Origin of the sequence: Sphingobacterium sp. UBA2480, from assembly GCF_002341965.1 — a bacterium.
Classification (GTDB): domain Bacteria; phylum Bacteroidota; class Bacteroidia; order Sphingobacteriales; family Sphingobacteriaceae; genus Sphingobacterium; species Sphingobacterium multivorum.
In genome coordinates, this window is sequence record NZ_DDPA01000006.1 from 199380 (window position 1) to 219414 (window position 20035).

At 40.1% G+C, this 20035-nt stretch carries 20 protein-coding genes and 1 other RNA gene; 12 read left to right on the plus strand and 9 right to left on the minus strand.

Features of this window, described 5'->3' with window-relative positions:
• Window positions 1-5 precede the first annotated feature (5 nt).
• Together B3600_RS12470 and B3600_RS12475 are read left to right on the plus strand one after the other, a co-directional pair.
• Window positions 6-167: a hypothetical protein gene (locus tag B3600_RS12470; protein ID WP_172462450.1), complete on the plus strand. Its 162-nt coding sequence runs from the start codon at window positions 6-8 to the stop codon at window positions 165-167.
• Between the two features lie 55 nt (window positions 168-222).
• Entirely contained in the window at window positions 223-633 is a 411-nt protein-coding gene (locus tag B3600_RS12475; protein WP_070565800.1) for a hypothetical protein, read from the plus strand.
• Between the two features lie 294 nt (window positions 634-927).
• Here B3600_RS12475 and B3600_RS12480 read toward each other — a convergent pair whose 3' ends face one another.
• Window positions 928-1635, minus strand: coding sequence for a DUF6266 family protein (locus B3600_RS12480; protein ID WP_286753166.1), 708 nt, complete (start codon window positions 1633-1635; stop codon window positions 928-930).
• A 279-nt stretch (window positions 1636-1914) separates the two neighbouring features.
• Between B3600_RS12480 and B3600_RS12485 the strand changes: the two genes are divergently transcribed.
• Entirely contained in the window at window positions 1915-2970 is a 1056-nt protein-coding gene (locus B3600_RS12485) for a fatty acid desaturase (RefSeq protein WP_286753167.1), read from the plus strand.
• On the opposite strand, the gene B3600_RS12490 is transcribed toward B3600_RS12485, so the two are convergent.
• Both B3600_RS12490 and B3600_RS12495 read right to left on the minus strand, forming a co-directional pair.
• The gene (locus tag B3600_RS12490) at window positions 2967-3455 is read right to left on the minus strand and encodes a helix-turn-helix domain-containing protein (protein WP_286753168.1); all 489 of its coding nucleotides are present in this window, start codon (window positions 3453-3455) and stop codon (window positions 2967-2969) included. The genes B3600_RS12485 and B3600_RS12490 overlap by 4 nt on opposite strands.
• Window positions 3456-3894: 439 nt before the next feature.
• Entirely contained in the window at window positions 3895-4077 is a 183-nt protein-coding gene (locus B3600_RS12495; protein ID WP_070565808.1) for a hypothetical protein, read from the minus strand.
• Between the two features lie 263 nt (window positions 4078-4340).
• Between B3600_RS12495 and B3600_RS12500 the strand changes: the two genes are divergently transcribed.
• The gene (locus tag B3600_RS12500; RefSeq protein WP_070565810.1) at window positions 4341-5228 is read left to right on the plus strand and encodes a sugar phosphate isomerase/epimerase family protein; all 888 of its coding nucleotides are present in this window, start codon (window positions 4341-4343) and stop codon (window positions 5226-5228) included.
• Between the two features lie 117 nt (window positions 5229-5345).
• Complete coding sequence (locus B3600_RS12505) at window positions 5346-6164, plus strand: universal stress protein (protein WP_070565812.1); 819 nt, start codon at window positions 5346-5348, stop codon at window positions 6162-6164.
• A 60-nt stretch (window positions 6165-6224) separates the two neighbouring features.
• Here the strand turns inward: B3600_RS12505 and B3600_RS12510 are convergent, their stop codons facing one another.
• Window positions 6225-6668, minus strand: coding sequence for a hypothetical protein (locus B3600_RS12510; RefSeq protein ID WP_286753169.1), 444 nt, complete (start codon window positions 6666-6668; stop codon window positions 6225-6227).
• 84 nt (window positions 6669-6752) lie between these two features.
• Window positions 6753-7256, minus strand: a complete 504-nt coding sequence (locus tag B3600_RS12515; RefSeq protein ID WP_286753170.1) for a GNAT family N-acetyltransferase — start codon at window positions 7254-7256, stop codon at window positions 6753-6755.
• Window positions 7257-7821: 565 nt separating this feature from the next.
• Between B3600_RS12515 and B3600_RS12520 the strand changes: the two genes are divergently transcribed.
• From B3600_RS12520 to B3600_RS12530, 3 genes are all read left to right on the plus strand, one after another.
• Window positions 7822-8058: a hypothetical protein gene (locus B3600_RS12520; protein WP_286753171.1), complete on the plus strand. Its 237-nt coding sequence runs from the start codon at window positions 7822-7824 to the stop codon at window positions 8056-8058.
• A gap of 29 nt (window positions 8059-8087) precedes the next feature.
• On the plus strand, window positions 8088-9014 hold the full coding sequence (locus B3600_RS12525; protein WP_376749797.1) for a DUF5009 domain-containing protein: 927 nt from the start codon (window positions 8088-8090) through the stop codon (window positions 9012-9014).
• A gap of 86 nt (window positions 9015-9100) precedes the next feature.
• Window positions 9101-10132 carry a glycoside hydrolase family 18 protein gene (locus tag B3600_RS12530; RefSeq protein ID WP_286753173.1) on the plus strand — a complete coding sequence of 344 codons (1032 nt, stop codon included), beginning with the start codon at window positions 9101-9103 and terminating at the stop codon, window positions 10130-10132.
• A gap of 35 nt (window positions 10133-10167) precedes the next feature.
• Here B3600_RS12530 and ssrA read toward each other — a convergent pair.
• The 3 genes from ssrA to B3600_RS12545 all read right to left on the minus strand — a co-directional run bounded on the left by ssrA (window position 10168) and on the right by B3600_RS12545 (window position 14268).
• Window positions 10168-10535: a transfer-messenger RNA gene (gene ssrA / locus B3600_RS12535) on the minus strand.
• Window positions 10536-10860: 325 nt separating this feature from the next.
• On the minus strand, window positions 10861-12891 hold the full coding sequence (locus tag B3600_RS12540; RefSeq protein WP_046672395.1) for a M3 family metallopeptidase: 2031 nt from the start codon (window positions 12889-12891) through the stop codon (window positions 10861-10863).
• A 171-nt stretch (window positions 12892-13062) separates the two neighbouring features.
• Window positions 13063-14268 (minus strand): pyridoxal phosphate-dependent aminotransferase, encoded by a 1206-nt coding sequence (locus tag B3600_RS12545; RefSeq protein WP_236560274.1) that lies wholly within the window; start codon window positions 14266-14268, stop codon window positions 13063-13065.
• 267 nt (window positions 14269-14535) lie between these two features.
• Here B3600_RS12545 and B3600_RS12550 point away from each other — a divergent pair, with 267 nt between their 5' ends.
• The 4 genes from B3600_RS12550 (at window position 14536) to B3600_RS12565 (ending at window position 19043) form a co-directional block, all read left to right on the plus strand.
• Window positions 14536-15525, plus strand: a complete 990-nt coding sequence (locus tag B3600_RS12550; RefSeq protein ID WP_286753174.1) for a cation diffusion facilitator family transporter — start codon at window positions 14536-14538, stop codon at window positions 15523-15525.
• Between the two features lie 146 nt (window positions 15526-15671).
• Complete coding sequence (gene lepA, locus B3600_RS12555) at window positions 15672-17462, plus strand: translation elongation factor 4 (RefSeq protein WP_046672392.1); 1791 nt, start codon at window positions 15672-15674, stop codon at window positions 17460-17462.
• Window positions 17463-17526: 64 nt separating this feature from the next.
• Complete coding sequence (locus B3600_RS12560) at window positions 17527-18414, plus strand: bifunctional 5,10-methylenetetrahydrofolate dehydrogenase/5,10-methenyltetrahydrofolate cyclohydrolase (protein ID WP_046672391.1); 888 nt, start codon at window positions 17527-17529, stop codon at window positions 18412-18414.
• Window positions 18415-18500: 86 nt separating this feature from the next.
• Window positions 18501-19043, plus strand: a complete 543-nt coding sequence (locus B3600_RS12565) for a hypothetical protein (protein ID WP_070566155.1) — start codon at window positions 18501-18503, stop codon at window positions 19041-19043.
• A gap of 95 nt (window positions 19044-19138) precedes the next feature.
• Here B3600_RS12565 and B3600_RS12570 read toward each other — a convergent pair whose 3' ends face one another.
• Window positions 19139-20008 carry a serine hydrolase gene (locus tag B3600_RS12570; RefSeq protein WP_070566153.1) on the minus strand — a complete coding sequence of 290 codons (870 nt, stop codon included), beginning with the start codon at window positions 20006-20008 and terminating at the stop codon, window positions 19139-19141.
• Between the last annotated feature and the right edge of the window lie 27 nt (window positions 20009-20035).

The following is a 20035-nucleotide window of genomic DNA, read 5'->3' on the forward strand; positions in this document are numbered from 1 at the left end:
TAAAGATGAATTTTTCAGTAGCAGCAATCGAAATGCGGCTACTGGAAATAAGTTTAGTTTGTGGGGCAATAGGTAAAAAAGTAAATAAAATCTATATTTTTAGTTCATCAATAAAAGGAACGTATTTTGCTTCTGCTGATTTGCGCTATGTGATATTTGGTGAGTAAGTGCAATCTGAGCGATGTGTTGTTATAGTATATGGAAATAAAAAATGTTAGATAAATGAAGAATTTTTTCTTGTGCTTTCTTTTGGCTATTGGTATTACAGTGCCATCGGTAGCCCAAAATGCGAGCTTGAATAAACAGCAGACCATGGCTTATATTAATAAGCTATATAAGGTAGCTTACCGTTATAAGGATACGAAAATTGACACGGTAACGGTAGATGGGAAGGTGTTAACAGTCTTTCTTTCCAGTGGCCAGCATTTTAGAAGTGATATTGCCAAATCAGATGTACTTGTCATTGCAAGAGTAAAATCCGGTTATCAAATTCGATTTAAGTCTTCGCCAAGCACGGATGAAATTTTATGGGCGATCCAAACGGAAGAAGATGCTAAACGTCTGAAAAATGCATTGGAGCATTTGGTTAAAATCGTAAAGACCGAAAAAAAGACAGATCCTTTTGGAAGTTAAATCGTAATGGGGGATCCGTTGGGTAATAGAATGTTCGGCAAGGTATGAGCTTGCCGAACTGAATAGAGAAAGTAGTAGGACTTGCACATGGATATGTGTTGAGGATTGCTGAGGGGGTAACCAAATGCCTACTAGATATAAAGACGATTGGCTTCATGGCCGAAATTGATGTGGCTGTTGAAACCATCGATTGTAAATCATATCGCTTATACGAAGTAAGCATATTAACATGAATTCGGTGTTAAAATGTTGTTATCTTATTGTGATTAAGCGTGTTGTGTGTTTGTTTTTGAATTATTTTATTTCTCCTGTTGATGAATTTAATTCCCGGGGGGACCTTAATCCTCTTTCTAGGTTTATATTTCCGAGATAGCTGCTATTCATGCTCCGATTAGTTCCGTCAGCTGCAACAAAACCTAGATATAGATGATATGTATCACTTTGGGTTAGTTTCGGTATTTGAATAGATTCTCGCAAATCCATAATGTAATTTTGAAGTAAAACACCTTGTGAAGCGTTTATTGGATTTTCAGGAATGAGGAGTACCAAGGTTCGGAAATCTGTCAGATCCTCGTACAAGAGTTTTTCGGTGTTTTTTAGTTCCCAAGTGATATGGATAGTTTCGTTCAACAATTGAAATGTTGCCCCTGTAATCTCTTCGTCCAAACCTCGGCTTATGGCAATCTTTTCATAATCGATATGAAAACCTTCATCGTCTTGTTGCATGGCATGGTGAAGGTTATAGGACATCGCTGCATTAAATGCTGTCATATTTTTGGCGGAGGTTGAGAAGCCGAGCCGTATGACTCTCGTGTAAGGACTTAAGAATTGTTGCATAAGTCCAAATTTGTTTCGGTTGTTCACTTCCTTTTCAGAAAGTGCTCTTTTTTTATTCACCCTCGGAAGAGACCTGACATAATTGATCTCTTTCCATTTACAAAAAACAACTGCCCCCACTTTGCCCGAGGGAGGACCATTTACACCCTGTGTTACATTTGCCATAGTATTAAATTAAATGTGTAGGGGTACTAACACACAACGAATAGATAAGTTTAGTTTAATCTGTTAAATAATTGTAAATAAGGTGTTACGTAATAGGGAGTTAATAGGTAGTTAAGCCGGCTTCATCCGAATGAGGTCCCTATAAGGTCCCTATAAAGTCCCTACCAAATCCCTTTAAGTGCATTATTTTTTTTGGGTGAAATCGCTTATTGATGAGGTGTTGGTAAATTGGTGTTTGCGAAAAAAAAACTTATTTTTACCAATTAAATCACATCGAATTTGACACATCAGGAAAAGTCGAGCCAGATTAGGAGGGAAATAAATCTTTCCTACCAGCAGCTTAAAGGAATGTATCCCATCTTAAAAAGTCAGAACAGTATCGGAATGGCTCTATTCGCACTGGCGATCCTGGCAATTGTCGTTGTATCGATAGCTTGGTTTCGCGCTGTTGTTCCAACTTGGCTTATGATTGTCAGTAATGCGTTTTTTATGGGCGTGTTGCATGAAATAGAGCATGATCTGATTCATTGGCTTTATTTTAAAAGACAAAAGGCAATTCATCATTTTATGCTTTTTAGTGTATGGATATTACGTCCATTGACGGTAAATCCTTGGATACGCAGGACCTTGCATCATCATCATCATAAGTTTTCGGGTACATTACATGATGTTGAGGAACGCAGTGTTACGAATGGCGAGCAGTGGTCGATCAAACGTCTGTTAACAACTCCCGATGTTGTGTTGGGTGGGCTCTTTCGACTGCATCGCATGTTTAACGATATGGACAGCGAGGTGAAAAATGGAAATCTAAAGTTGGAGACTTCTTCAAAACTAAAACGGATTATGTTTTTGAGCATTGTTCCAGTGACGATTTTTGCACATGTGATTTTATATTTCTTTTTTGCAGACCTGTTATTTGGTTGGTTAAGTGAGTTTTTTGAGTTAGATTTGAGTTTTCCACACTATGTTAATAACATGTTGATAAGTCTGCATGGGATCATTTATGTTATTCTATTGCCAAACTTATTACGTCAGTTTTGTTTGCATTTTATTACATCAAACATGCATTATTTTGGTGATGTTGAAGCTGGAAATGTTATTGAGCAGACACAAGTATTGACAGTTTGGTGGACTTTTCCGATGCAATTGTTTTGTTTCTTTTTCGGTTGGACACATAGCATCCATCATTTTGTCGTCAATGAGACATTTTACGTACGTCATATTGGGCGCAAGAAGGCACAAGAAATTTTGCGCAAGTATGGGGTTCGTTTTAATGATTTGGGAACGTTTAGAAGGGCAAACCGTTTTCGTGAACTTTCCAACAAAGAAGTTTAGTCATTTTTATTTACCTTTTTTTTACGATAGGTTTTATAGTTACCATGCTGCTGATAGACGAGGGCTCCCTCTTCACAATAGTTGGTTAGATAAACAGAGAATTTGTTGCTTTGGCTCTTGTCAATACCCAATTGGACCAACACTTCCGAAACACGTCGTGCTGCGTGGAAAAAATCCGAATGATAGACGAGGTCATCCAGTTTTTTGCTTAGCGTGATTCTTTCCTGCGCATCAGGAGGTAGGGAATAGGGCGAATTAAAAACAATATCATGCTGAAAAAATACCGTCGGTTGGATTTCCAGGCTGCGGCATAAAGTTAAAAAGTTTGTGAGCGTTAAGTCTTTTCCCTTTTCTATACCATTGAGTGTTCCTGTTGAAATGCCTGTTAGATGGGATAGATCCCGTAGTGAATAATAAAGATCATTTCGTTTCGCGCGAAAGCGTAAACCAATTGTTTCCAGTAATGCTTTGTCTTCATCCGTCATACAACGAATTGAATGACAATTTGCGCAAAATATAGTTCATTATTTTGTTTAAAAATTTGTATTTATTATTTTTTCTTTTATATTTGTTATAACAGATGATTTAATCGGTACTGAGATTTGTTTAGTAAATAGACCCTACGTCACCGTCCTGTGTAAACCAATATAAAAAGTTATTTTCTAGTAGCACACAGGCGAATGAAAAACGAAATTATTTAAGCAGATATTGTCGATTTACCTGGCTTCGGTTTCCAAGAATCCGTCAAGTTCCACCGGAGCCGTGGTAAATTGTCGAGTACGTCGGCACAATGACCGAAATTTTGGTCAGATTCTACCAGATTGTGTATGACGACAAAAGTCGACTTGCCCGGCTTCGGTTTCCAAGAATCCGTCAAGTTCCGCCGGAGCTGTGGTGAGTTGCATGGTTGCGGCTATTCGCCTGTTATTGTCCACTCATAAAATAATAAATCAGATAAAACACAATCAACACACATACTGCAATAATAAGTGTACGTTTGAGATTTCGACCGGCAGGTTCATCATCTTTTTCCTCAACGGCAACATCAGGTAGTTTCTCTTCCTGTTTTTGATCGCTATGTTCGGGGGTTTCATATTTATTTTCCATCACTCAACTTGTTTGTTATTGTAAATAGAACAGTTGCAAATTGTAAATCGTTGAGTTGGGTATATTTTTATTCCTATAAAAAAGCATGTTATGGAGCGCTGAGCACGCGACGTGAATAAATAAAACGGTAAAGCATTGTGTTTTTTCGAGTATTTGCATACATTGCGGCTATAATTAACGCGACAAACCTAAACAACCTGTAAACCTGCGTTTACAAATAATTTTGCGTTAAACGAAGTCTGTAATAAATAATTGAGCACTAAATGAAAAGAAGAACTCTTATCGGAACATTGGTAGCTGGATGTATGATGTTGGCTGTTAGTCCAACATTTGCACAACAGAAAGCTGCAAAAAAGGAAATTGGTCTACAGTTATATTCTGTACGTGAAGAAATCGGTAAAAACGCCAATTTCGACCAGATTCTGCAAAAGATCTCAGCATTGGGTTATACAGGAGTGGAAGCTGCTGGATACAAAGATGGTAAATTATATAACTTGAGCCCACAAGAGTTTAAGGCAAAAGTTGAAAAAGCTGGAATGAAGGTGATTTCATCACATGCAACGAAAACGCTATCAGAGAAAGAGTTAAGCTCTGGAGATTTTACAGAATCCCTAAAATGGTGGGACGAATGTATTGCTACGCACAAAGCAGCGGGAATGAAATACATCGTCACGCCTTGGATGGATGTACCTAAAACACTTAAGGATCTGGAAACGCAATGTCGCTACCTGGATGCTGTGGGTGCGAAATGCCGTCAGCAAGGAATCATTTACGGATACCACAACCACTCGCATGAGTTTAGAAAAGTGGAAGATAAAGTGATGTACGATTATATGTTAGAGCATACAAATCCTGAACATGTATTCTTCGAGATGGACGTCTATTGGGCGGTCATGGGGCAAGTTAGTCCGGTTGATTACTTCAATAAATATGCGGGCAGATTCAAGGCTTTGCACATTAAGGACCACCGCGAAATTGGCCAAAGTGGTATGGTCGGTTTCGATGCAATTTTTAACAATTCAAAAGTTGCTGGCCTGCAATATATTTTTGTTGAGCTGGAAGAAACACGTAACGATATTTATACCGGTTTACAACAAAGTATCGATTATCTGAAAAAAGCATCTTTTGTAAAGGCTAGCTACTTAAAATAGCCAAAAATCGGGAGAAAATTGACCCAGTTGAGACAATTCTCCGTTTGATAGATTTATTATTTTTCGTTAACTTGAATGTAATAAAAAGGGATTTTTTATTGAATTAAATTAGACCATATGAAACGGATTATTGTTGCCACAGACTATGCTGAAGAGGCCGAACATGCCTTAAAGTTTATTATGGAAGTTTTTGCAGGAAAAGAATACGAGCTCGTTTTATTTTCTCTTCAAAATCCTTCCATTCATGCAATGAACGCTCGACTTTCTCCCGATTCTATGTTCAAGATTTTTGAACATCAAAGTAAGGTTTTACGACGTAAAGCCGAGGCGATTACGGCCGAAAGTGGTGTTTTGACTATTCCTTATCTTGCGGCAGGTTTGTTTTATGACCAGATGACAAAATGCATCCAGGAGACGAATGCGGATTTGTTGGTGATGGGAATGGCCAAACGTTCCTTTGATCAGGACATGCTGGGGAATACCACCACGGCAGCAATCAGTAAGTTAAAAATACCTATCCTTTCCGTTCCGCTGGGCGCAAAATTTACGGGTCTGGAGCATATTCTTTTTGCCTGTGATATTGTTCGTGGTGTACAAAAGGAAATTCTTGAAAAAGTCAAGGATTTTGCCGCTGAATTTGGTGCGGTACTGGAGGTTCTCAATATTCGAAAAACTGTTGAGCAGCTGAATGAGGAAAAAGGAAAAGAAACACGTGAAACCATCAACGATGTGATGGGAATCGTAAGTTATTACTACAAAAATGTAACCTCCAATGAGGTTGTAAAAGCGATCCGGGACGAAGTAAAAGAGAGCAGTACGGATCTGCTGGTCATGATCCCCTATAAGTACGGTTTTTGGAGCTCATTGACCCACCGGAGTAAAACACGGATGATGGCATCGGGTCTGGATGTTCCTTTACTGACCATCTCGATCTAATTTTTTTTATTATAAAAGCCCAGGTGAACTGAGATCAGCTGGGCTTTATCTTGATTGTACTTATTGAAATAGGAGGAGTATCCTATCCCAAATTTGCTGGTAGGCTTTATTGTCCCGGACGATCCCCTTATCTTCATCATAATAATTAGGTGCATCAAAGCTCCCGCCTTTACGCCTCTCTATTGAAAATATATTTAAAACTATTTTTGCTCTTTTAGCTTGTAAAGGGCTGATCAGGAAGTTGAAAATTAATTTTTCTCCTTCTTTATTGCTTAGGAGATTATTGTTTTCGAGATACGTACTAGTTTGAATAAATCCCGAAGGTCGATCGAGCTGTGCAATAAAATAACCGCCATCCTGAAGCACTTGAATTATCTTGCTGTATGCTGAATCACTTGTGATCGGGATAGTTTTGGTGCGCTCTGGATTTTGTGCCAACAGGGGGCTGGAAAAGAAGAATACATAAGCAATCAGCATCAAGGAGAATTGGATAAAATGTTTCATATTGCCGAATTAAAGATCTTATCTAATGAATACTGTAATTTAACAATTTTATTTTTGATGACGGGTAATTAGATTGTCACGCTGTTATTTAATTCGTATACCTAATATTTTTAGACTACGTTCTTCCTGATCCAAGGTTGCTATATTGGGTAAGTTGGCCCATTCCTTGAAACCCATCTTTTCAAATAATGCGATACTAGGCAAGTTGTGTGCAAAGATAAATCCCAATAAGGTATGTACGCCTAAACCTGGGGCTTTATCAATGCAGTACTGGAGAATCTGTTTACCCAGGCCCCGGCCGCGTTGCTGTTCGTCCAAATAGATACTAATTTCTACTGTTGCATTATAAGCTGGACGACCATAGAAAGATTGAAAACTTACCCAGCCAAGTACCTGGCTATTTACATCTTCTATCATCCACAGGGGTCTTTTCGAAGCGTTGTGTTCGTCAAACCATTTTTGTCTACTGGCGACAGATACTGGACTAGTGTCTGCTGTGACCATGCGAGAGGCTATGGTAGAATTGTATATTTCTACGATGCGTGGTAAATCTTGTTGCGTGGCGTCACGAAATTTTAATTGATTCATGGTTTGTACTGTTTATTTGTTGTTTGGACGACGCTGATATTCTGTCCGAAGATAGCTTGTGTTGCGAAGAACAAGCAGATAAAAAGAATGAATTTCATGTAGATCGGCTGTATCGTAAATTTGTTTTTGTCAAACTTAGATAAATTGCTTTTTATATGCAATACAATACAGATCATAAAAGTAACAATTCGAGCATGTATGACATTTCTTTTTGTGCGTTGACTGGCTTGTAAGTTGTCGTTTATAAGGATCACTGCAGTAAAGCACACGATTTCTGTGTTTTATGAGTAAAATTTACACTAATTTGAACAAATATTTCACTATATAGTGTTATTTTTTTCTCATCTTAGATTATTCAAAGATATCTCATTAGCGTTACTGATGATAAATCTTAGCGAAATAGCCTGTCTTTTCGTTTCGTTATACAGGAATTTTTCTATGCGGGAATTTTTCACCAGGTTCCGGTCGCCATAAAATCACTAAAAAATTATCAAAGAAGGATCCAGGAAAGAGATGGGCTAAGCAGCTACGCTGATAGCTACTTTTTGAACACAACGAATCAATTATGAACGCATTGCAAGCTGTACCTACAATCCGAATCCGTTCAATGGATGTTATGCGTGGTCTTACGCTATTCCTGATGTTATTTGTTAATGACCTGTTTATTCCAGCTGTGCCTAAATGGTTGGTTCATACAGAAGCAGATGAGGACGGAATGGGTTGGCGGACTGGGTTTTCCCGGGATTTCTTTTTATGGTTGGAGTGGCTGTTCCTTATGCTGTGGCAGCCCGGGAAAAGTTAGGATCGTCGACAACGGTTATTTTTGTTCATATGCTGATCAGAACATTAAGTTTATTGCTTATTGGGGTATTGATATTGAATGGTTCGCGAGTTGATCCACAGCTGACGGGAATGTCGCATTTGTTGTGGTTGGGACTGCTGTATGTATTCGTTTTTCTGATTTGGAATCATTATCCGAAAGATTCTACCTATCCGCACTTTTTTAAGGGGATGCGTCTTGTTGGTGTAGTGGGTATTATTTATCTCGTATACATGTTTAAAGCCTCTGATGGAAAGGGGCTGGAAGTAGGATGGTGGGGGATTTTAGGGCTGATTGGATGGGGATATTTTGCCGCGGCTTCTATTTTCTTGTTGAGTCGGGGTAGGATAATCGTTGTTGTATGTGGCTGGCTGATATTTTTTCTGCTCAATATTTTGGCTCACACCGAATTAAAAATTGAACTTTCTGGCATTGGACGGTATCTGCATGTCCTATTATCCGGTAATATACCCTGTATTGTGTTAGCCGGAACACTTGTGGGAATGCTTATGAAACGATATGCGGCAACGCCGCGCATCTTGTTGCGTATCTTGTTTCTCCTTGCCACGATCTGGCTGGCTATGGGTTTTGTTTTGCGTTTTTGGTTTATTTTATCCAAAATCCATGGTACGCCGAGTTGGGCATTGGTTTGTTGCGGGATTAGCGTATTGCTTTTGATACCGCTTTATTATTTCATAGACGTGAAAGGCTACCAGCGGGGTATGCGGGTTTTTGAGGAGGCTGGAAAGAACTCATTAACGACCTATCTTGCTCCCGATCTAATCTACTTTATCTGCTGGGGTTTTCATCTTCCCCTGTTCTTCTATAAACAATCGGAGTATATGGGCTTAGCTATTGCCGGTTCATTGCTTTGGGCTTTTGCGATGTTGTGGTATGCGATCTTGCTGAAGAAGCTACCTATTTATCTGAAACTGTAGGTCCCCCATAAGCATCGAATGCGCATACTTTAACGATCATATTTTAGGACAATCAATATCATCTTGAAACAAAATAAAAAGCTATTATGGAATCTAAATTGAAATCAATACTTAGCCAGACCTTCACTGTTCTGTTATTGACTTTATTATTGTACCCTAGTGTAAGTCGTGCGCGAACAAAAAACAACAAAGTTGTTATCGCCTATGTCACTTCCTGGTCTAAAGTGATGCCTGATCCGACCTATCTGACGCATATCAATTATGCCTTTGCACATGTCAACGATAGCTTTGACGGCCTGCGTATAGATAATGAATCTAGATTGAAAGCTATTACGGATCTTAAGAAAGCACATCCACATCTAAAGGTATTGTTGTCCGTTGGCGGCTGGGGAAGCGGCCGGTTTAGCGAAATGGCAGCTGATGAAATGAATCGGCAGAAGTTTGCCAAAGACTGCTTGCGTGTGGTGCGGGAGTTTAATCTTGATGGTATTGACATCGACTGGGAATATCCAACGAATTCTTCTCCCGGGATTTCGTCTTCTTTAGCCGATACGGAAAATTTCACCTTGCTCATGCACGATATTCGCAGGGCTATTGGTAAGAAAAGACTGTTGACCTTGGCTTCGGTTGCGAACGGTAAGTATATCGCCTTTGATAAGATTAGAAAAGAGGTGGATTTTGTGAATATCATGACTTATGATTCGGGGCACCCGCCGTACCATCATGCGAGTTTGCATCGTTCCGCTATGTCGGGTGGTACAACCTGTGTGGAGGCTGTAAAGGCGCATGTCGAAGGCGGTATGCCTGTGGAAAAATTGGTGCTGGGAATTCCATTCTATGGCCGGGGCAATAAAACTGATGTCAAAGGTTTTATAGATTATAAAGATCTGCTTGCCTTGCAGGGCTTTGAGCAGAAATGGGACGATGAAGCTAAAGCGCATTATCTTGTCAACGATAAAGGTGATTTTGTACTAACTTATGAAACGCCAGAGTCGATTGCACTTAAATGCGATTACGTACATAGGACGGGGCTGCTCGGTGCGATGTATTGGGAATACGCGGGAGATACAACAGGTGGTGTCTTACGGGATGCAGTCTACAAAGGTATTATGCAATAAACAACAAAGCCGAACTTTAAGTTCGGCTTTGTTGTTTGTGGAGCTGGAGAGATTCGAACTCTCGTCCAGTCATGGTACTGTATACGCTTTCTACATGTTTAGCTTCTCTTTAATTGTCGAGCGAGGGAAGGTGAGTCGCCTACCTATACCGTACGCCGTAGTTGCTGTTTCTCACAAGTGCTTAGCAACATCACACTTGCCAGTTCTATTGTTCGATGCCCCGAATGTTAAACCAAAGAACAGGATCTAACGGGACAAATAGCTATGTTAAGTCTAACTTAAGCAGCTAAGGCGTAGTTTTCTTCGCCAGTTATAATTCTGAAAGTTCAGATTAAAGTGCTCTACTAACAACGCACTACATGCTTACATAACCGTCTCCATCCTGTCAATTCCGGTCAACCCCAATTATGTCCTACAAAGGTACTATTTTTTTGCTAAATGGGCAAGATATACGCGATTCTTGTTTAATGTCCTGGTTTTGAATGGAAAACAAATGACGCTTTTATAAAATTACTTAGGATCAGGTATGGCCAGTATAAAACCTATGGAATTCGTGCAATATTAATGTTGCTTGCAATTATACAGTGCGAAATAAAAGTTATTTGATCGGCTGAATGCTCGGTATTTTCACAGGGACTTTGATAGGCAAGGAAGTTCTTGGTATACCTATGTTTCCAATAAAAAAGCTGGATTTTACATCCAGCTTTTTTATAATTTAATCAATCCAGTTATTTGATCAATCCAGCTCTTTTCAATAAGGGTTCTACCGAAGGCTCCTGTCCGCGGAAGCGTTTGTATAGCACCATTGGATGTTCGGTTCCACCTTTTGAAAGGATATTATCCTTGAATTTAGTCGCGATTTCCTTATTGAAAATACCGTTTTGTTTAAAGTAGTCAAATGCATCGGCATCCAGGACTTCGGCCCATTTATAGCTGTAATAGCCTGAAGAATAACCGCCATTGAAAATATGGGAGAAGGCCGTACTCATGGCATTTTCCTTGACATCGGGATAGAGTTTTGTTGAGGCAAACTGTTCGTCTTCGAATGCTTTCAGATCCGAGATCGAAGTTGGATCCTGTCCATGCCAGCCCATATCCAATAGCCCAAAGCTCAATTGGCGCATAGTCGCCATCCCCTCAAGAAAGGACGCGCTTTCGCGGATCTTTTCGACAAGTTCCATCGGGATCACTTCGCCAGTTTCATAGTGTTTGGCAAATAGCTCAAGGGCTTCTTTTTCATAGCACCAGTTTTCCATCACCTGACTCGGTAACTCGACAAAATCCCAATACACAGATGTTCCGGATAGTGTAGGATAAGTGCTGTCAGCGAGCATACCATGTAGGGCGTGTCCGAATTCGTGAAATAATGTTGTCACTTCCTGAAAGGTCAACAGCGAAGGTTTTGACGCTGTAGGACGCGTAAAATTGCAGACAATAGAGACATGAGGACGTTCTTGTTTACCATCTTGAATGTACTGTGGTTTGAAAGAGGTCATCCATGCCCCATTTCTCTTGCCCTTACGCGGGAAGAAATCGGCATAGAAGATAGCCACTAATTCACCATTGTCTTTACTGACTTCAAATGTTTGTACTTCTTCGTGGTAGGTATCTATTGTATCGACTTCTTTGAAGTTGATGCCAAACAAACGATGCGCTACTTCAAAAGCGCCTTGTAAGACATTTTCGAGTTTGAAATAAGGTTTGAGCTTTTCATCGTCCAGATTAAAGCGTTCTTGTTTCAGCTTTTCGGCATAATAGGCGCCATCCCATTTTTCCAGTTGGTCTATGCCATGTAAGTTTTTTGCAAATTGGGATAATTCTGCAAATTCTTTTACTGCTGCTGGTTTCGCTTTTCCCAGTAGGTCGTTTAGAAATTCCTTGACTTTGCCTGGGTCTTGTGCCATACGTTCGGCAAGGACAAAGTCGGCATGGGTAGCGTAGCCTAATAATTTGGCCCGTTCGAAGCGAAGTTTTACAATTTTAAGGACATTGTCCACGTTGTTGTGCTCGTTATCTTGAAATCCTTTGCGGCCTGCCGCGAGGGTAATTTCTTTGCGAAGTTCCCGATTGTCGGCATACGTGACAAAAGGAAGGTAGCTTGGAAAATCCAGGGTAAAAAGCCAGCCTTCTTTTTCGTTGGCTTTAGCCAGAGCATGTGCAGCTTCTATGGCACCCTCTGGAAGTCCGGCAAGATCTTTTTCGTCTGTTACCAACAGCTGGTAGGCATTGGTTTCGGCGAGGACGTTCTCGCCGAATTTCAATTTTAAAAGCGATAGCTCGGCATCTATTTCGCGGAGTTTTCCTTTTTGTTCATCATTCAAAAGAGCTCCGTTGCGTACAAAATCCTTATAGGATTTTTCCAATAGAGTCGTTTGTTCTGCCGTCAATGTCAGTTGATCTTTCTGATCGTATACAGCCTTAACTCGTTTGAAAAGATCGAAATTTAAGGTGATATCATTTCCTAAAGCAGATAATTTTGGGGCTACATCCTGTGCGATTTTTTCAAGATCGGCGTTGGTTTCAGCGGAATGAAGATTGAAAAAGATATTGGACAAGCGGTCTAGTGTTTGTCCTGAGTAAGACATCGCAGCGATCGTATTGTCGAACGTTGCCGTTTCGGGATTGTTGACGATTGCATCGACTTCATCTTTTGTCTGTTGAATAGCTTCATCAAATGCGGGAATATAATCTTCGTTTTTTATCTGTGAAAACGGAGCCGTGTCGTGCTGCGTTTTAAATTTCTCTGTTAAAATACTCATAGGAGTAAATGTAATAAATATTTATTTCAAGCGATAGCATCTACTTAAATTATGGAGCTGAGATGATATTTGACCGAATCGGCGTTTAAGCTGTGTCGAAAACGTATGGGGAATTGGCACTGCATAAAAAAAGAGCTCCTATGAGCTCTTTTTTTATATTGGGATAAGCGACTAGGCTAGTTTTCCTAATGCTTCCTTGATTCTTTTTAAAGCTTCGATCAAACTTTCATCTGAAGCTGCATAGGACAAACGGATGTAGTTGTCGTTACCGAATGAATCTCCACCTACAGTGGCTACGTGACCAACATTCAATAAGTACAATGCCAAATCAGATGAGTTTTTAATGACATTACCATCTTGGTCTTTTTTACCAAAGAACGAAGAGATTTCAGGGAAGAAATAGAATGCACCCTCTGGTAGATTTGTTCTTACACCTGGGATTTCACTCAATAGATCGTATACCAATTGGCGACGACGAGCGAAAGCTTCTTTCATTTTGTTGACAGATTCTAATCCTTGTTCATAAGCGACGATACCCGCACGTTGAGAAATTGAACAGGTACCTGAGGTTGTCTGTCCTTGTAATTTATCATTTGCGGCGGCAATGGTTTTGTTAGCAGCGATATAACCTAAACGCCATCCCGTCATTGCAAATGCTTTTGAAAAACCATTGATGATGATCACTCTATCTTTGATGCTTTCAAATTGTGCGATGGATTCGTGTTTGTCTACAAAGTTGATATGTTCGTAGATCTCATCGGATAGGATAAATACCTGCGGATGTTTTTCGAAAACTTCAGCTAATGCAGCCAATTCATCTTTGCTGTAAACTGTTCCAGTAGGGTTGTTTGGCGAAGAGAACATGAACAATTTGGTTTTTGGTGTAATTGCCGCTTCCAATTGTGCTGGTGTAATCTTAAAGTTATTGTCGATCTCTGTATTGATAAATACCGATTTTCCTTCTGCTAAAACGACCATTTCGGAGTATGATACCCAATAAGGTGTTGGGATAATTACCTCATCACCGGGGTTGATCAAAGTCAAAATTACATTAGACAGGGATTGTTTTGCACCTGTAGAAACAACAATTTGAGAGATATCATAATCTAAATTGTTTTCCGTCTTCAACTTGTTTACAATTGCCTGGCGCAATTCAGGGTATCCCGGTACCGGCGAATAACGCGTCCAGTTTTCATCTAGGGCTTTCTTCGCTGCATCCTTTACATGCTCAGGGGTGTTGAAATCAGGTTCACCTACGCTAAGGCTAATTACATTAACGCCTTTTGCTGCTAATTCGCGGCCCAACTTGGTCATTTTAAGTGTAGCCGATTCGGACAAATTATTTATCCTGTCTGATAAGTATGATGATGTGCTCATGGTAAGACAAAGATATTACATACGTTGCAAATAATCTTCTTTATTTTTGAGAATTTACAAAGAAAAGTAGCTCTTTTATTGGGCTTTTTTAACAAAAGGGCTATTGAAGCGATTTAGCACAGTTATTTAATTGATCCCCGACGTTGGATGTTCAAAACTAATCGTTCTGATTTGTCGTTATATCTTTACCTTTGCGCTCACAAAAATGTTGGCTAGTCCTCATTTCATCATTTGCTCATAAACGGTTTCATATAGAAGATAAGCATCATGTCAAGACAAAGAAGATTGGTTTTATTATCGCTTTTTACGGGAATAGGTCTGATGATTGTGAAGTTTTTTGCCTACTTCTTAACGGACTCCAGTGCAATCTTTACAGATGCGGCAGAGAGTATTGTTAATGTGATTGCTTCGGGTTTTGCATTTTATAGTATTTATCTTTCGGCACAGCCTAAGGATGAGAATCATCCTTACGGACATGGTAAAGTGGAGTTCTTTTCGGTGTTTTTGGAAGGTGGACTTATTTTCATCGCTGGAGCCATTATCTTAGCCAAGGCTTGTTACAATCTTTTCTTTCCTGCAGCGTTAACACACCTCGAACAAGGGATTTATCTGATTGGTATTACATCTGTGCTAAATTTTGCTGTCGGATTCTATATTATGAAGCGTGGGCGTGCATTGGGCTCCATTACCTTGGTGGCAGATGGAAAACATCTGCAGGTCGATGCCTATAGTACGGTCGGATTGATACTGGGGTTATTGTTGATGAAACTGACAGGTTTCCTGTGGATCGATGTAGTCATCTCCATTGTATTGGGGCTTTTTATTCTCTTCAATGGTTATAAGCTACTTCGCCAATCGATCGGTGGATTGATGGATGAATCGGATACAGCACTCGTGCAGGATGTTGTTGAAATCTTGGAGCGCAATCGGAAAGATGAATGGATTGATGTCCATAATCTTCGTGTGCAGCGTTATGGGAACGAACTTCATGTAGATTGCCATCTCACACTTCCCCGTTACCTTGACCTTACCCAGGTGCACGATGAAATTTCTGCTGTGGATAAGATTGTCAATAAGGAGATGTTGGTACGAACCGAATTTTTTGTTCATGCGGATCCTTGTCTTCCACAGTGCTGCCAGTATTGTCAGGTCGACAATTGCCCAATTCGTACGGAGCAATTTCGGGTAAGAATTTCTTGGGATACGGAAAATGTTACGCGGAATCAAAAACATTTTTTATATGCTATTGCCGAATAGGGAATACTGTTTCTTTCTCCTAATTAACAGGCATACGGTATCGTCTGATTTCTTCATGTATAGTAAACTAAAAAAAAGCTAGGTTATATAAATATATATAAAAAAAGGTATCTTTGCCTTTTAGCAAAAGAGTTTAAAAATCCTATATGAAGCACATTCGTAATTTCTGTATTATTGCGCATATTGACCATGGCAAAAGTACTTTGGCAGACCGCCTTTTAGAGTATACCAATACCATCAGTCAGCGTGAGGCACAGGCACAATTACTTGATAATATGGATTTGGAACGTGAACGTGGTATTACGATCAAGAGTCACGCCATCCAAATGAATTATAAAAGAGATGGTCAGGAATATATCTTGAACCTAATCGATACCCCGGGACACGTGGATTTTTCTTATGAGGTGTCGCGTTCAATTGCTGCCTGTGAGGGCGCTTTATTGATCGTTGATGCATCTCAAGGTATTCAGGCCCAAACGATTTCAAATTTATATCTGGCGTTGGAACATGATTTGGAAATTATCCCGATCCTCAACAAAATGGATCTTCCAGGTGCTATGCCAGAAGAAGTCAAAGATCAGATTGTGGATTTGATCGGTGGTGACCGTGATGCGATTATTCCTGCATCCGGTAAAACAGGTCTTGGGGTTCCGGATATTTTGGAAGCTATTGTAGACCGTATTCCACATCCTGTGGGTGATCCTGACGGACCTTTGCAAGCCTTGATTTTTGACTCTGTTTTCAACTCATTCCGTGGTATCATGGCTTATTTTAAAGTTGAAAATGGTGAAATCCGTAAAGGCGACCGCGTGAAATTTGTTGCCACTGGGAAAGAATATTTTGCCGATGAAATTGGGACGCTGAAGTTGAATCAAGTACCCAAAGAAGTCATTAAGACCGGTGATGTTGGTTATATTATCTCTGGAATTAAGGAGGCACGTGAAGTGAAAGTGGGGGATACCATTACGCATAAAGATCGTCCTTGTTCTGAGGCTATCCAAGGGTTTGAAGAGGTGAAACCGATGGTCTTTGCGGGTATTTATCCTGTAGATACGGAAGATTACGAGGAGTTGCGTGAATCTATGCACCGTTTGCAGCTGAACGATGCTTCTTTGGTGTTTGAACCAGAGTCGTCAGCAGCCCTGGGGTTCGGCTTCCGTTGTGGGTTCTTGGGTATGCTTCACATGGAGATTATTCAGGAGCGCCTCGAGCGCGAGTTTGATATGACGGTTATCACGACAGTTCCCAACGTATCTTATAAGGCCTATATGACCAAAGATAAAGAGGAAGTGATCGTACATAATCCTTCAGATCTACCAGATCCAAGTAAATTGGATTCAATCGAAGAGCCCTATATCAAAGCTAATATTATTACGAAATCGGATTTCGTAGGACCAATTATGTCTCTTTGTATCCAGAAACGTGGTACGATCATGAATCAGCATTATTTGACTTCAGATCGTGTTGAATTGGTTTTTGAAATGCCAATGGGAGAAATTGTATTTGACTTTTATGATAAGTTGAAAACAATCTCTAAAGGTTATGCTTCATTTGATTACCACCAGATTGGTTATCGCAAGTCAGACTTGGTCAAATTGGATATCCGATTGAACGATGAACCTGTAGATGCCCTGTCGTCGTTAATTCACAGAAGTAATGCCTATGATTTTGGTAAAAAGATCTGTGAAAAACTAAAAGAACTGTTACCACGTCAACAATTTGAAATTCGTATCCAAGCGTCAATCGGCGCAAAGATCATCGCACGTGAGACGATCTCCGCTTTACGTAAAGATGTTACGGCAAAATGTTATGGTGGTGACATCTCCCGGAAGCGTAAGCTTTTGGAGAAACAGAAGAAAGGTAAGAAACGCATGCGTCAGGTTGGGAATGTAGAGATTCCGCAATCTGCATTTATGGCGGTATTGAAATTAGATTAATCAAAATAACACTATAATAAAGGAGCTCTTGGGCTCCTTTTAAATACAATAAAATCTCCTAAACATGAATCTATTAGATGGTAAACTAGTTTCCGAAAAAATTAAAGAGCAAATTGCGTTAGATGCGGCTGAATTTACGACACAGACTGGCCGCAAACCTCATCTGGTTGCTATCCTTGTGGGGAATGATGGTGGTAGCGAAACCTATGTGGCCAGCAAAATGCGCAACTGTCAACTGGTCGGTTTTGAATCAACAAACATTCGTTATGATGAAAACATTACCGAGGATGAATTGATCGCTAAGGTCAAAGAAATCAATCAGGATGAGTCTATTGACGGTTTGATTGTTCAGCTGCCTTTACCAAAACATATTGATCCGGATAAAGTTACCGAAGCAATTGATTACCGCAAAGATGTGGATGGTTTCCACCCAATCAACCTCGGGCGCATGCAACGTAATCTTCCTTGTTTTATTCCAGCAACACCATATGGTATTATGCTGATGTTGGAATATTATAAGATCGATACTGCAGGCAAGCACGCCGTTGTGGTTGGAAGAAGCAATATCGTAGGATCGCCAATGAGTATCTTACTAGCACGTAATTCCAATCCAGGTAATTGTACAGTGACATTAACACATAGTCGTACAAAAGATCTTAAAACGGAGGTTCTGAGAGGCGACATCGTTGTTGCAGCAATTGGTAAGAAAAATTTTGTTACGGCCGACATGGTTAAAGACGGTGCAGTAGTGATCGATGTGGGTATCAATAGAGAAACTTCTACAGCAACGAAATCTGGTTTTAAGTTATATGGGGATGTTGATTTTGAAAATGTTGCTCCTAAGGCCTCGTGGATTACACCTGTACCAGGGGGCGTAGGTTTGATGACGATTGTTGGTTTATTGAAAAATACGCTCGAAGCTGCGAAAGGAACGATCTATCCAAAGCAATAATTTTGTCTATTTGGCATAGAAGTTGTAAATTGATGTATGCGCGCTCTGATGAGCCGTTGAAAACTACACTCATAAATCAATTTATAATGAAAAAAATTGCACTTTTAGCAGTCGTAGCAGGAGCATTGGTTATGTCTTCTTGCAACAATTCGGAGAAAAAAGACACTACAGCGACAGATTCGGCACAAACAGTCGGTGAGCATGTAGATGCGGCGATCGCAGATTTAAAAAATGCGGAAGAAAATGCACGTTTGAAAGCAGAACAAGCAAAAAAGGATCTGGATGAAGCTATCGCAAAAGGTGATAAAGCAGCTGAAGAAAAAGCTCGCGCTGCCTCTGAAGAAGCTAATACTGCCTGGGAAAAAACCAAGGCTGCGCTACGTAATGCCGGTGAGGATGTAAAAGAGGGATTGAAAGATGCAAAAGATGCGACAGTGGATGCAACGAACACGGCTGTTGATAAAACAAAGGATGCTGCAAAAGATGTCGCTGACGGTACGAAGAAAGTTGCAAATGATGTTGCGACTGGAACGAAAGAGGCCGCTAAAGATGTAAAAGATGCTTCCAAAAAAGTAGGTGACGATATTAGCCGGAAAGCAAAAAATGTAGGTGAAGCGTTAAAGAATTAGTCGACGTATTTCATTTTAAAGATAGGGAAGGTGGGCACTTTTTTGAGTGCCCACCTTTTTTATATCATATCGTTATCATATTGACTTCAATATGCTTATTGGTAATAATCCCATAACAATTTGGAGAGCTTACGGGTAAGTGCCTCTGCTTCATTTGTTTTACCCCAGCTTTTGTCCGTGTTGTTCTTGGTGAAAATACTGAAAACGTAATCTCCTTTCGGCGCATTGACCAAAATGACCTCATTGCGTACGTCATCTAAAGAGCCTGTTTTTGAAGCTGTTTTGATAGTGGAAGGGATTTGCGATAGCCCTCTCTCGTCATAGAACATGTTGCCCATAAAACGATACATCTGATCGGAAGATTTTGAGGACACAACTTTGCCTTGTCGGATTAGTGTGACCAAGTCGGCCATTTCTTTTGGTGTAGTCTGGCCCCAACCATATTTTTCCCAATCCGGTTTCCGCCCTTCTGTCTGCGAGTTGACACGTGTATGGGGCAGTTGAAGGCTACTCATTAATTGATTGATTGCGATACCTCCTCCTGCTAGCTTTTGATTCCAAATGCTGGTTACATTATCACTATACGATAGCATAAGTGCGACCAAGGTTTTCAGGTCAACCTGTGTACTATCCTTAAAGAACTGCATCAGTCCTGAGCCACCATAGCGTTGACTCGAACGGTAGAGTAGTTGCTGATCAAGTTGTAGTTCACCTTTTTCAATTTTATCAAAGATACCGACTAAAATGGGGATTTTGACAATGCTTGCTGTAGGGAAAATGCTGTCGCCCTGAATGTTGACTTCTTTATTTTTTTTAAGATGGTGTACATAAATGCCAACATCGCCTTGAAAACCCTGAATGAGCTGTTTTATCTGTGATTCGAGTTTTTTATCGGTAGCGGCTTTTTGTCCAAAGGACAGTAATGATAAGAATAGTAACGTAAATGATAGGAATATTTTGTGCATTGTGAAGTTATAATGTATGTTAAATGT

What these genes read in the sequence shown, in the direction of transcription:
- B3600_RS12530 (WP_286753173.1), top strand. Translation starts at nt 9,101, where the DNA reads ATGGAATCTAAATTGAAATCAATACTTAGCCAGACCTTCACTGTTCTG.
- B3600_RS12560 (WP_046672391.1), top strand. Translation starts at nt 17,527, where the DNA reads ATGAATCTATTAGATGGTAAACTAGTTTCCGAAAAAATTAAAGAGCAA.
- lepA (WP_046672392.1), top strand. Translation starts at nt 15,672, where the DNA reads ATGAAGCACATTCGTAATTTCTGTATTATTGCGCATATTGACCATGGC.
- B3600_RS12550 (WP_286753174.1), top strand. Translation starts at nt 14,536, where the DNA reads ATGTCAAGACAAAGAAGATTGGTTTTATTATCGCTTTTTACGGGAATA.
- B3600_RS12570 (WP_070566153.1), bottom strand. Translation starts at nt 20,008, where the DNA reads ATGCACAAAATATTCCTATCATTTACGTTACTATTCTTATCATTACTG.
- B3600_RS12495 (WP_070565808.1), bottom strand. Translation starts at nt 4,077, where the DNA reads ATGGAAAATAAATATGAAACCCCCGAACATAGCGATCAAAAACAGGAA.
- B3600_RS12545 (WP_236560274.1), bottom strand. Translation starts at nt 14,268, where the DNA reads ATGAGCACATCATCATACTTATCAGACAGGATAAATAATTTGTCCGAA.
- B3600_RS12525 (WP_376749797.1), top strand. Translation starts at nt 8,088, where the DNA reads ATGCTGATCAGAACATTAAGTTTATTGCTTATTGGGGTATTGATATTG.
- B3600_RS12500 (WP_070565810.1), top strand. Translation starts at nt 4,341, where the DNA reads ATGAAAAGAAGAACTCTTATCGGAACATTGGTAGCTGGATGTATGATG.
- B3600_RS12475 (WP_070565800.1), top strand. Translation starts at nt 223, where the DNA reads ATGAAGAATTTTTTCTTGTGCTTTCTTTTGGCTATTGGTATTACAGTG.
- B3600_RS12520 (WP_286753171.1), top strand. Translation starts at nt 7,822, where the DNA reads ATGAACGCATTGCAAGCTGTACCTACAATCCGAATCCGTTCAATGGAT.
- B3600_RS12540 (WP_046672395.1), bottom strand. Translation starts at nt 12,891, where the DNA reads ATGAGTATTTTAACAGAGAAATTTAAAACGCAGCACGACACGGCTCCG.
- B3600_RS12470 (WP_172462450.1), top strand. Translation starts at nt 6, where the DNA reads ATGAATTTTTCAGTAGCAGCAATCGAAATGCGGCTACTGGAAATAAGT.
- B3600_RS12515 (WP_286753170.1), bottom strand. Translation starts at nt 7,256, where the DNA reads ATGAATCAATTAAAATTTCGTGACGCCACGCAACAAGATTTACCACGC.
- B3600_RS12480 (WP_286753166.1), bottom strand. Translation starts at nt 1,635, where the DNA reads ATGGCAAATGTAACACAGGGTGTAAATGGTCCTCCCTCGGGCAAAGTG.
- B3600_RS12565 (WP_070566155.1), top strand. Translation starts at nt 18,501, where the DNA reads ATGAAAAAAATTGCACTTTTAGCAGTCGTAGCAGGAGCATTGGTTATG.
- B3600_RS12510 (WP_286753169.1), bottom strand. Translation starts at nt 6,668, where the DNA reads ATGAAACATTTTATCCAATTCTCCTTGATGCTGATTGCTTATGTATTC.
- B3600_RS12505 (WP_070565812.1), top strand. Translation starts at nt 5,346, where the DNA reads ATGAAACGGATTATTGTTGCCACAGACTATGCTGAAGAGGCCGAACAT.
- B3600_RS12490 (WP_286753168.1), bottom strand. Translation starts at nt 3,455, where the DNA reads ATGACGGATGAAGACAAAGCATTACTGGAAACAATTGGTTTACGCTTT.